Origin of the sequence: Pseudomonas palmensis, from assembly GCF_017848315.1 — a bacterium.
Lineage (GTDB): Bacteria > Pseudomonadota > Gammaproteobacteria > Pseudomonadales > Pseudomonadaceae > Aquipseudomonas > Aquipseudomonas palmensis.
Genome location: NZ_JAFKEC010000006.1, coordinates 147,801 through 159,327 on the forward strand (window position 1 = coordinate 147,801; position 11,527 = coordinate 159,327).

The following is an 11,527-nucleotide window of genomic DNA, read 5'->3' on the forward strand; positions in this document are numbered from 1 at the left end:
ATGCACCTGTTGACGCTCCCGCCATCGCCAACCCTGGCCACCTCGATCAGGGCCACCGCACAGGTGTTCGAAGACCCGAGGTCGCAGGCGCTGCTCGCCCACCTGCAGCAGGTCGCGCCGAGTGAGGCCAGCGTGCTGATCATTGGCGAAACCGGTACGGGCAAGGAGCTGGTGGCGCGACATATCCACAACCTCAGCCGGCGCCACCAAGGGCCGTTCGTGGCGGTCAACTGCGGGGCGTTCTCCGAGTCGCTGGTCGAGGCCGAACTGTTCGGACACGAAAAGGGCGCCTTCACCGGCGCCCTGGCGTCCAAGGCCGGCTGGTTCGAGGAAGCCGACGGCGGCACGCTGTTTCTCGACGAGATCGGCGACCTGCCGATGGCCATCCAGGTCAAGCTGCTGCGTGTGCTGCAGGAGCGCGAAGTGGTGCGCCTGGGGTCGCGCAAGAGCATCCCGATCAACGTGCGCGTGCTGGCCGCCACCAATGTGCAGCTGGAAAAGGCGATCAACGCCGGGCACTTTCGCGAAGACCTGTTCTACCGCCTCAACGTGGTCAGCCTGCAGCTGCACCCGCTGCGCGAGCGCCCCGGCGATATCCTGCCGCTGACCCGCCACTTCATGGCCAGCTACAGCGCCCGCCTGGGCTATGGCGATGTGCAGTTGAGCAGCGAGGCCGAGCACAAGCTGGCCAGCTACGACTGGCCGGGCAACATCCGCGAGCTGGAAAACGTCATCCACCACACCCTGCTGATCTGCCATGACGGCGTGATCCAGCAGGACGACCTGCGCCTGTCCAACCTGCGCATCGAGCGGCCCGAGGGCACACCCGCCCCGGACACATCCGCCAACGCCCTGTTGCAGCGCGCGTTTCAGAAGCTGTTCGAAGAAGAGCACGGCGCGCTGCATGAAAAGGTCGAGGAGGCGCTGCTGCGCAGTGCCTACCGCTTCTGCCACTACAACCAGGTGCACACCGCGCGCCTGCTCGGCCTGAGCCGCAACGTCACCCGTGCCCTGCTGATCCGCATCGGCGAACTGGTGGTGAACAAGCGCCAGCCGCCACCGGAGCCGAACGCCACACGCGTCATCAACCTGTCGATCTGACCCAGACTTGCCCAAGCAAGCAGCGACTTCACCCACCTTGCGTTGCACGCCGTCCCGGCCGGGACGGTGGCCCATTCTTCCTGCAACGAGCACCCCACCATGAGCCTCGATATCTTCTGGTTTCTGCCCACCTCCGGCGACACCCGCTACCTCGGCCACTCCGCCAGCGGGCGCCCGGCCACCAACGCCTACATGCGCCAGATTGCCGTGGCCGCCGAGAACCTCGGCTATGACGGCATTCTCATCCCCACCGGCAGCAGCTGCCTCGACCCCTGGGTCACCGCCGCCAGCCTGGTGCCGGTGACCCACCGCCTCAAGCTGCTGGTGGCCCTGCGCACCTCGCTGGGCAACCCCACCGCGTCGGCGCGCCAGGCCGCCACCCTCGACCAGGCCAGCGGCGGACGCCTGCTGCTCAACGTGGTGCCCGGCGGCGATGCCACCGAGCTGGCCGCCGATGGCGTGTTTCTCGCGCACGACCAGCGCTACGACGCCGCCGACGAATTCCTCACCGTGTGGCGCCAGCTGCTCAGTGGCGAACGGGTCGACTTTCACGGCGAGCACCTGCGGGTGGAAGGCGCGCAGAACTTCTTCGCGCCGGTGCAGACGCCCTACCCGCCGCTGTACTTCGGTGGCTCGTCAGCCGCCGCGCACGAGCTGGCGGCCAGGCATGTGGACGCCTACCTGACCTGGGGCGAGCCACCCGCCGCGGTGGCCGAAAAGATCGCCGACGTGCGCGCCCGTGCCACCCGCCACGGGCGCACGGTGCAGTTTGGCGTGCGCCTGCATGTGATCGTGCGTGAAACCAGTGAACAGGCCTGGGCGGCGGCCGAGGAACTGATCAGCCACCTGGACGAGGCCACCATCGCCGCCGCACAGGCCAACTACGCCAGCATGGATTCCGAAGGCCAGCGGCGCATGGCCGCGCTGCACGGCGGGCGCCGCGACCGGCTGGAAGTCTCGCCCAACCTGTGGGCCGGGGTCGGCCTGGTGCGTGGCGGCGCCGGCACCGCACTGGTCGGCGACCCGGCCACGGTGGCGGCACGGCTGCAGGAGTACGTCGCCCTGGGCGTGGACCGCTTCGTGCTGTCGGGCTACCCGCACCTGGAGGAAGCCTACCGCTTCGCCGAACTGGTGTTCCCGCTGCTGCCCGGCAAAAGCAAGGTGACGGTGGATGGCGCCTTCACCGGGGGCGCCTTCGACGTGCGTGCCGGCCAGGCCAGGCCCGCCGCCAGCCAGTAACGGGCAGGGCCCGGGCTACCCGGTGCAGGCCGGTCGGCTCAGGCCCGTGCGGCCACCCGCTCGACGCTGTCGGCCACTGTGCGGGCCTGCTGCAGCACCTGCGCACACACCTGTTCAGGGGCCTCCACGCGCACGCGCAGACGGCCAAGGATACGCCCCTGGATACGCTCGATATTGGCCTGCACCAGGTGGGTCGGGTACCCCAGTGCCGCGCTGATCGCGCTCAGCTCCGGCGCCTGGCCACGGGCCCCGGTGTAATGCAGGTCGAGCAGCCAGTCGCCGGCGCTGGCTGGGGCCAGGTCATGGGCGCCGCCAGGGTGCAGGGTGCGCAGCAGGGTGCGGGTCACCTCGTGGCACGGGCAGCCGAACACCCGCCACACCTCGCCCTGCTCCACCACCTCGCCCGCCTCCAGCACCACCACGCGGTCGCACAGCTCGCGGATCACTTCCATCTCGTGGGTAATCAGCACGATGGTCAGGTTCAGGCGCCGGTTGATATCGCGTAGCAGCGCCAGAATCGACTGGGTGCTTTGCGGGTCCAGCGCCGAGGTCGCCTCGTCGCACAGCAGCAGGTCGGGCTGCAGCACCAGCGCCCGGGCGATGCCGACGCGCTGCTTCTGGCCACCGGACAGCTGTGCGGGGAAGGCATCGCGCTTGTCCTCCAGGCCCACCAGTTGCAGCATCTCGCTCACCCGCCGCTCGCGCTCGGCGCGGCCAATGCCGGCCAGCTTGAGCGGCAGGCCGATGTTCTCGCCGACGGTTTTCACCGACATCAGGTTGAAGTGCTGGAAGATCATGCCGGTGCGCTGGCGCTGGCGGGCCAGTTGCGCGGTGTCGTAGCCGGCGATGTCCTCGCCGTCGATCAGCACCTGGCCGTTGCTGGGTTGCTCCAGGCGGTTGAGCGAACGCAGCAGCGACGACTTGCCCGCGCCGCTGCGCCCGATGATGCCGAACACCTCGCCCCGGCGTATCTCCAGGTTGATGTCGCGCAGCGCATGCACAGTGCGCTCGCGCCCCGGGTACTGCTTGCCGAGCCCCACCAGGCGGATATGCACGGCGCCTGCCAGCGGCTGTTGATTGAAACTGACCATGGATCAAGGCCTGCCCTGCGAAGGATGCGATTCGACCAAGGCCCGCGCTGTCGCCAGCGCGGGCCACCGGGGCTCAGAAGCCGGGCACTATCTGGCCCTTGTAGCGGGTCAGGATGAAGTCGCGCACCTGTGGCGAGTTCAGCGCCTTGGCCAGCTTCTGGATGCGCGGGTCATCGATGTTGTCGGGGCGTGCGACCAGGTACTCCACGTACAGGTCCTTGCCCTTCTCCACGATCAGCGCGCTGCTGGTATCGATGCCCGCCTCCAGCGCGTAGTTGGCGAAGACGAACGCCAGGTCCACCTGGTTCACCGCACGGGCCAGCAGCGCGCCTTCGAGTTCGCGAATCTTCAGGTGCCTTGGGTTGGCCGCGATGTCGCGCTGGGTCGCCAGGGTGTTGCTCGGGTCCTTGAGGGTGAGCAGCCCGGCTTCGTGCAGCAGCACCAGGGCACGCCCGGCGTTGACCGGGTCGTTGGGGATGGCGACGCTGGCACCGTCCTTGAGCTCGGCGATGCTCCTGATGCGGGTGGAGTACGCACCGAAAGGCTCGATGTGCACGCCCACCACCGGCACCAGGTCGGTCTTGCGGGTGGCGTTGAATTCGTCGAGGAACGGCCGGTACTGGTAGTAGTTGGCGTCCAGGTTCTTCTCGGCCAGTTGCAGGTTGGGCTGGATGAAATCGCTGAACACCTTGATGTCCAGGTCCACGCCTTCGGCCGCCAGCGCCGGTTTGACGAACTCGAGGATCTCGGCATGCGGCACCGGGGTGGCACCCACCACCAGTTTCTCGTTGGCGTGCGCCGACAGCGACAGCACGGCGGCCAGTACGGCCAGGGTCTTCTTCATGGGCTTGCTCCTGAACAGGTAGAACATTGGCCGCCGTGGGATACGTGGGCCGGCGGCAGCGAAACCCGGCTGCCGCTGACGGGAAACACAATTCAACGCCGGGTGAAGCGCCGCACCAGCCGGTCGCCACTCACCTGCAGCACCTGTACCAGCACGATCAGCAGCAGCACGGTCACCACCATCACGTCGGTCTGAAAGCGCTGGTAGCCGAAGCGGATCGCCAGGTCGCCCAGGCCGCCGCCGCCGACCACCCCGGCCATCGCCGTGTAGTCCACCAGCACGATGGCGGTCACCGTCACCGCCGCAATCAGGCCGGTGCGCGCCTCGGGCAGCACGGTGTGCCACACGATCTGCCAGGTGCTGCCACCCATCGACTGGGTGGCCTCCACCAGGCCGCGGTCGACCTCGCGCAGGGCGATCTCCACCAGCCGCGCAAAGAACGGCGTACAGCCGATCACCAGCGGAGGTATGGCGCCGGGCACGCCCAGCGAAGTACCGGCCACCACCTGGGTGAGCGGGATCAGCACAATCAGCAGGATGATGAACGGCATCGAACGCAGCACGTTCACCACCACCGACAGCACGCGGTACACCAGCGGCGAGGCCAGCAACTGGCGCTGGCCGGTGAGGTACAGCAGCACCCCCAGCGGCAGCCCCATCAGCACCGTGAAACCCAGCGCTACGCCGAGCATGCTCAAGGTGTCGAGGCAGGCCTGGCCCACCTCGGGCCAGTTGACATGGGCCAGCAGCTCGCTCATTGCCCAGCGCCCCTGCGCAGCGCGGCGGCCGGGTGCGGCGCGCCCAGCCGGTCACCTGCGTCGAACAGCTTGTTGCGCAGCGTGCCCTGGGCGTAATCGCGCTTGAACAGGCCACGGGCCTGCAACTCGGGCACCAGCAGGTCGACCACCGCCTCGAAGGTTTCCGGGGCCACCACGCTGGCCAGGTTGAAGCCGTCCACGTCGGTCTCTTGCACCCATTCCTGCAACTGGTCGGCCACCGTCTGCGCCGAGCCCACCAGCACCGGGCCGTCGCCACCGATGGCGCAATAGTCGGCAATTTCGGCGGTGGTCCAGGTGCGGCTGGGGTCGGCACGGGTGAAGGCTTCCACCGCCGACTGGATCGCATCGCTCTGCACTTCGCGCAGCACCTGGTCGCTCTGGTACTGGGCGAAGTCGATGCCGGTCCAGCCCGACATCAGCGTCAGCGCACCGCTGGCGCTGGCGTACTCGCGGTACTCGCGCAGGCGCGCCAGGGCCTGTTCATCGGTGGGGGCGACAATCACCGTAAGCTGCTCCAGCACCAGGATATCGCCCGGTGCGCGGCCGGCCGCCACCGCCGCAGCGCGCACCTGCGCCACCTGGTTCTTGAGCACCGTCTTGCTCGGCGCAGCAACGAACACGCACTCGGCGTTGGCCGCCGCAAACGCCCTGCCGCGCGTCGAGGCACCGGCCTGGTACAGCACCGGGGTGCGCTGGGGCGAGGGCTCGCACAGGTGAAAGCCCGGCACCTGGAAGAACTCGCCCTGGTGGCCGATGCCGTGCACCTTGGCCGGGTCGGCATACACCCCGCTGGCGCGGTCGGCGCGCACGGCGTCGTCTTCCCAGCTGGCCTCCCACAGCTTGTAGCAGACCTGCAGGTACTCCTCGGCCAGGGCGTAGCGCTGGTCATGCGACAGCTGTTCGCGCTGGCCAAGGTTGCGCGCCCCGCTGGACAGGTACGAGGTGACGATGTTCCAGCCGGCGCGGCCACGGGTCAGGTGGTCGAGCGTGGACATGCGCCGGGCAAACGGGTACGGGTGCTCGAACGACACCGAGGCGGTCACGCCAAACCCCAGGTGCTCGGTGACGGCGGCCATGGCCGGCACCAGCTGCAGCGGGTCGTTGACCGGCACCTGCGCAGCCGTACGCAGCGCCTCGTCGGCGTTGCCGCCGTACACGTCGTAGGCGCCCAGCACATCGGCGATGAACAACCCGTCGATCTTGCCGCGCTCCAGGGTCCTGGCCAGCTCGGTCCAGTAGTGGATGTCGGTGTAGCGCGTGGCCTGGTCACGCGGATGGCGCCACAAGCCCGGCGACAGGTGGCCGACGGTGTTCATGGCAAAGGCATTGAGGCGTATCTGCTTGGGCATGGTGGCGGCCTAGTTCCAGTCGTGACGCTGTGGCTTGGCTCCGTTCAAGGCCCAGTTGCCCACCAGGTGGTACTTCCAGCGCACCGGGTCGTGCAGGGTGTGCACGCGGGCGTTGCGCCAGTGCCGGTCGAGGTTGTGGCGCACCTGGGTGGAGCGCGTGCCGCCCAGCTCGAACAGGCGGTTGCTGGCCTCGATCGCCGCTTCGGTGGTCAGCACCTTGGCCTTGGCCACGGCCACCGAGGCCTGGGCCACCGAGTCCTCGTCGGGGGCCAGGCTGGCCCGGTCGAGCACCTTGCCGGCGCGCTCCAGCAGGGCCTCGGCGGCTTCCTGGCGAATCTCCAGCGCGCCGATCTGCACGATGGTCAGCGGGTCCTGGCTGGCCTGCTCCACGCCCGCATCGATCCACGGGCGGGCCTGCTCGCGGATGAAGGTGATGGCGTCGTCCAGCGCCGCACGGCCGATGCCGGCGTCGATGGCGGCGGTGGTCAGTTGCGCGAAGGGGCCGGCCAGGGTCGGGGTTTCGTACGAGCGGTAGGTGGGAAACAGGTTGAAGGCCGGTACGATCAGTTGCTGCGCCAGCACCGTGCCGCTGGAGGTGGTGCGCTGGCCGATGTTGTCCCAGTCATCGACGATCACCAGGCCCGGGGTATCGCGGCGCACGAAGGCCAGTTGCGAGCGGTCCTGCGCGTCCAGCGCCAGCACCCCCAGCCAGTGCGCGTACAACGAGCCGGTGCAGTAGCCCTTGCGCCCGTCGATGCGGTAGCCATCGGCATGGGGCACGATGCGGGTCTGGATCTCCTTGACGTTCTTGCCGCCGGTTTCCGACAGCGCATTGGCAAAGCGGTGGCCGGCCAGCACCAGGTCGAAGAAGAAGCGCTTCTGCTCTTCGCTACCCTGCAGGCGGATGTCTTCGAGCAGGCAGTAGTGGTTCTGCGGTATCTGCCCCAGCGAAGGGTCGGCGGCGGAGATGATCGCGATCACCTCGGCCAGGGTGGCGAAGGACACCTGCGCCCCGCCGTATTGTTTCGGTACGGTGATGCCCCACAGGCCGCTGTTGGAGAACGCATCCACCACGTCGGCCGGGACCTGGCGGCTGCGGTCGCGCTCGGACGCGCCTTCGCGCAGCAGCGCGGCAACCCGATGGGCAATGGCGATGGCTTCGGCATCGTCACGGATGACGTGGGCATCCGGCTGGCGGATGTCGTAGTGGGCAGAAACAGGGGTGGCAGTCATGATCTATCTCGATGAGTACACAGAGTCCCCCGTGAGATAGCACAACCCATGCCACTTGAATTTCACCTATAAATCAATGAGTTACGCACAACAGAAAGCGGCATGGCTGGATGCACGGCAACAAAGTGTTGGCCAACTGTTCGTAGTGCAACAGTACGACAGCGGTCAGTTGCTCCCCGTACACCGCGCGCCTATTCGCAGTAAAGGGCGGGCATGAAAAAACCGGCTACTGCGAGCCGGTTCCCATGCAGTACCGCCAGCCTCAGCCGCCGCTGGCTGCCACGCTCTTGCGTTCAGCCACGAAGAACAGTGGGCGAATCCGCACCCCCACCACGTTGCCGGCATACGCCGCCACCAGCCACAGCCAGCCATGCACGCTGCCCGAGGCGATGCCGCTGAAGTACGCGCCGATGTTGCAGCCATACGCCAGCCGCGAGCCGTAGCCCAGCAGCAGGCCGCCGATCACCGCGGCCAGCAGCGAGCGCATCGGAATCCTCAGGCTCGGCGCGAAGCGCCCGGCCAGGCCTGCTGCCAGCAACGCACCCAGCACGATGCCGATGTCCATCACCGTGGTCACGTCCTCCCACAGCGGTGCAGCCAGGGCCTTGGCGTTGCCCGGCATCTGCCAGAACGCCCAGCTGCCCACGTCCACGCCCAGCCCGCTCAGGGTCTTGGCGCCCCACAGGGCGAACGCCGAGGTGATGCCCCACGGCCGGCCCGCCAGTGCCAAGGTCGCGTAGTTCAGCAGCGCCAGGCCGATCGCGCCCCACACCAGCGGCCACGGGCCACGCAGGAAGCGACGCAGGCCCTCATGCTGGCTGCCTGCCGGGGCCTCGAGGGCGCCGTGGCGACGCTTCTCCAGCACCACCGTGCCCCAGGCGATCAGGCCGAACACCACCAGGTTAAGCACCAGCGCGGGGGCCACGCCAAAGGTCTGCACCACGGAGGTGGCCGGGAACGACGGCAGCGCGAACCACCAGTCGGCGTGGTGGGTTGCGGTTACCGAACCGATGATGAAGAACAGCAGCGTCACCAGCATGCGCGCGTTGCCACCGCCCACCGTGAACAGTGTGCCCGAGGCACAGCCGCCGCCCATCTGCATGCCGATGCCGAAGATGAACGCACCGAACACCACCGACACCCCGGCCGGCGCCACCAGCCCGGTCACCGGCTGGCCGAACAGCGTGCCGGCGCCCAGGGCCGGAAAGAACAGCAGCACGGCGATAGCCAGCATCACCATCTGCGCGCGCAGGCCGGCGCCACGGCGCTCATTGATGAACACCCGCCAGGCGGACGTGAAGCCGAACGCGGCGTGGTACAGCGTGAGGCCCAGGGCGGCGCCGACGATCAGCAGCAGCACCTGTTTGATGCCCACGCTGGCATTCAGGAAGACGGCGCCGACCACCAGCAATGACAGCGCAACCAGTGGCGCGCCGAGACGGCGCTCAGGCGCCGCGGAGAGAGAAAGACCCATGACGATACTCGGATATAGACGGAACAGGCCGCGAGTATACCGTCACCAGCCACCGTGCGGGCTCACGGATAGAACAGCGGGTACATCGCCAGTGCCAGGGTCGAGGCGCAGGCATGCATCGCCATGGGCACCAGCAGGCCGCCGGTTCTGATCCGCGCATAGGCCAGCATCAGGGCGAGGATGAACAACAGCACCACGGTCGACCTGAAGGTGTACTGCAGGTGGATGGCGGCAAACGCCAGGGCGCTGACCACGATCGCCACCACCGCCCACAGCGGCTTGCGGAACGGGAACAGGTTGAGCAGAAAATGCCGGAATGCCAGCTCTTCGCCCAGGGGGGCGAGCACGATGACCATGCTGGTCAGCAGCACGCGATCGGCCAGCGAACCGGCACCGAGCAGGGTCATGAACTGCAGCATGAACGGCTCGGCGGGCTGGTCGACCAGGGCGGCGTAGTTGTAGGCCAGCAGGTAGACCACCACCACGCTGGTCAGGCCAAGCCAGAGGGCCTTGTAGCTGAAGTTGGCCCCCCTGAAGGCATGCCCGGCCAGCGGGTTGCGCCGCAGCAACAGGTAAAGCCCGCCGATGGCTGCACACGCCACCAGGTGGGCGCCGAACAAAGCCAGGGTGAAGTCCAGGCCACTGCCGAACAGAAAGGCGCCGGCGAACTGCGCGGTGAAGTACAGCAGCAGGCCCAGCAGCGCGAGGCCGATGCGCTTGCCGGTGGTGCTGGCGATGTAAGGGGTGGTAACGGGACTTCCTTGTACGGGGTTGTTCACAGCGTTCTCCTTGGCGGGGGGCGCATTATGGCGAGTTTCGCGGCTGCTGCGCAGCCCATCGCCGGCAGCCGGCTGCTCAGGCTAAGCGCTCAAGTAGATTCACATCTGGATACATCCGGCCATTTGCCATTCCCCTCGCCCTCTGTTTGCATCCGCGCTCTCTCCCCGTGCAGACAAGGAAATCACCCCATGAAAACCCTGGTAGTCGGTGCCAGCAAAGGGCTGGGCAAGGCCCTGATCGAAGGCCTCGGCGAGGCGGGCGACACGCTGGTCGGCGTGTCGCGCACGCGCCCCGACGGCATCGCCGCCAAGGCCGGCGTGCAGTTGAACTGGGTCGAAGCCAACCTGGCCGAGCCGGCCAGCGCCGCGCAAGCCATCGCCCAGGCTGTGGCAGAGCACGGCCTCGACACGCTGATCTACAACCTCGGCATCTGGGAAGAGCTGGCCTTCGACCCGGCCTACGACTTTCTCGGCGACAGCGACGCGCAGGTACAGGCCATCGTCAGTTGCAACATCACCGCCACCCTGCTGCTGATCAAGCGCCTGCTGCCCACCCTGCTGCGCAGCGCCACCCCGCGCATCATCCTCACCGGTTCCACCTCCGGCCTGCCCCAGAGCGGGCGCCCCGAGGTGGCCTTCGGCGCCTCCAAGTTCGCCCTGCGTGGCATCGCCGATGCGCTGCGCGAAGGCTACCGCGAGCAACGCCTGGCCGTGACCTGCCTGAACCTGGGTTACCTCAACACCGAAGACCCGCTCAGCACGCCCCGCGACGTGGCCGAGCAACGCGGCGAAGGCCAGCTGATCCCCGTGCACGACGTGGTGCAGGTGGTGCGCATGGCACTGAGCCTGTCGTCGGCCAGCTACGTCAAGGAGCTGACCTTGCCGGCCCTGCTCGACGAGCGCTTCTGAGCGCTGATGAGCACGCTGGATAAAAACCGGCGAAAGCGCCATCCTTCCCGCCTTTGACGCGCAGCCTGGCTGCGCCCACCGTTATGTGAAGGACCTTTTTCATGCAGACGCTCAACGACACCGACTTCGAGTTCATCGAAGACATCCTGCTGCAGTATGGCGATGACCATTCGGTGCTCAACGCCTCGGAACTGGACGGCTACCTCACCGCGCTGGTGTCCGGCCCGGCGCCTGTGGCTATCGACGAATGGTTCCCGGGGATCTTCGGTGGTCGCCAGCCGGAATGGGAAAGCGCTGCAGACTGCCAGCGCTTCGTCGAGCTGGTGACCCTGCACGCGAACAACCTGGCCGAGCGTTTCTCGCCGCGCTTCGAAGAGACCGAGCACAACGGCCAGCCGCTGACGCTGGCCGAAGAGTGGTGCTTTGGCTACCTGCGCGGTGCAGGCCTGGCCAACTGGCCGGCCTTGCCGGCGGCGCAGCAGGTGGCACTGGATGTGATCGAGACCTGTGCCGCACAGGACAACTTCGAACTGCCTGCCGACCTGGATGTGGTGCTGCATCGCCAGCGCGTGGCCGCCATCGAGCCGGCGGCGCGGGCGTTGCAGGGGTATTGGGCGACGCAGCGCTGAAGCGGGCAGCGCCCTTCGCCGGCAATGCCGGCTCCTACGTAGGAGCCGGCATTGCCGGCGAAGAGTCCTGCAGGCATACCACCCGGCAAGGAGCCAAGCA

At 67.7% G+C, this 11,527-nt stretch carries 11 protein-coding genes; 4 read left to right on the forward strand and 7 right to left on the reverse strand.

The genetic code is table 11. The features are described 5' to 3' along the window. Nucleotides 1–1,101 (forward strand): sigma-54 interaction domain-containing protein, encoded by a 1,101-nt coding sequence (locus JZZ72_RS06135; RefSeq protein ID WP_210014181.1) that lies wholly within the window; start codon nt 1–3, stop codon nt 1,099–1,101. Between the two features lie 99 nt (nt 1,102–1,200). Continuing rightward, nucleotides 1,201–2,340, forward strand: coding sequence for an FMNH2-dependent alkanesulfonate monooxygenase (gene ssuD / locus JZZ72_RS06140; protein WP_210014182.1), 1,140 nt, complete (start codon nt 1,201–1,203; stop codon nt 2,338–2,340). Nucleotides 2,341–2,378: 38 nt separating this feature from the next. On the opposite strand, the gene JZZ72_RS06145 is transcribed toward ssuD, so the two are convergent. The 7 genes from JZZ72_RS06145 to JZZ72_RS28070 form a co-directional block, all read right to left on the reverse strand. After that, nucleotides 2,379–3,431: a methionine ABC transporter ATP-binding protein gene (locus tag JZZ72_RS06145; protein ID WP_058541401.1), complete on the reverse strand. Its 1,053-nt coding sequence runs from the start codon at nt 3,429–3,431 to the stop codon at nt 2,379–2,381. 73 nt (nt 3,432–3,504) lie between these two features. Continuing rightward, nucleotides 3,505–4,275 carry a MetQ/NlpA family ABC transporter substrate-binding protein gene (locus tag JZZ72_RS06150; protein ID WP_043864437.1) on the reverse strand — a complete coding sequence of 257 codons (771 nt, stop codon included), beginning with the start codon at nt 4,273–4,275 and terminating at the stop codon, nt 3,505–3,507. 92 nt (nt 4,276–4,367) lie between these two features. Continuing rightward, on the reverse strand, nt 4,368–5,033 hold the full coding sequence (locus JZZ72_RS06155; protein WP_054916316.1) for a methionine ABC transporter permease: 666 nt from the start codon (nt 5,031–5,033) through the stop codon (nt 4,368–4,370). After that, nucleotides 5,030–6,403: an LLM class flavin-dependent oxidoreductase gene (locus JZZ72_RS06160; RefSeq protein WP_058541399.1), complete on the reverse strand. Its 1,374-nt coding sequence runs from the start codon at nt 6,401–6,403 to the stop codon at nt 5,030–5,032. Before JZZ72_RS06160 ends, JZZ72_RS06155 begins: the two co-directional genes overlap by 4 nt. A 9-nt stretch (nt 6,404–6,412) precedes the next feature. Further along, nucleotides 6,413–7,636: an SfnB family sulfur acquisition oxidoreductase gene (locus tag JZZ72_RS06165; protein WP_054916314.1), complete on the reverse strand. Its 1,224-nt coding sequence runs from the start codon at nt 7,634–7,636 to the stop codon at nt 6,413–6,415. Between the two features lie 262 nt (nt 7,637–7,898). Beyond that, nucleotides 7,899–9,110, reverse strand: a complete 1,212-nt coding sequence (locus JZZ72_RS06170; protein ID WP_054916313.1) for a YeeE/YedE family protein — start codon at nt 9,108–9,110, stop codon at nt 7,899–7,901. A gap of 62 nt (nt 9,111–9,172) precedes the next feature. Beyond that, nucleotides 9,173–9,889: a CPBP family intramembrane glutamic endopeptidase gene (locus JZZ72_RS28070; RefSeq protein WP_210014183.1), complete on the reverse strand. Its 717-nt coding sequence runs from the start codon at nt 9,887–9,889 to the stop codon at nt 9,173–9,175. Nucleotides 9,890–10,078: 189 nt separating this feature from the next. Here JZZ72_RS28070 and JZZ72_RS06180 point away from each other — a divergent pair, with 189 nt between their 5' ends. Together JZZ72_RS06180 and JZZ72_RS06185 are read left to right on the forward strand one after the other, a co-directional pair. Beyond that, nucleotides 10,079–10,798: an SDR family oxidoreductase gene (locus JZZ72_RS06180; protein WP_210014184.1), complete on the forward strand. Its 720-nt coding sequence runs from the start codon at nt 10,079–10,081 to the stop codon at nt 10,796–10,798. 101 nt (nt 10,799–10,899) lie between these two features. Beyond that, entirely contained in the window at nt 10,900–11,427 is a 528-nt protein-coding gene (locus JZZ72_RS06185; protein WP_100633012.1) for a UPF0149 family protein, read from the forward strand. Nucleotides 11,428–11,527 lie beyond the last annotated feature (100 nt).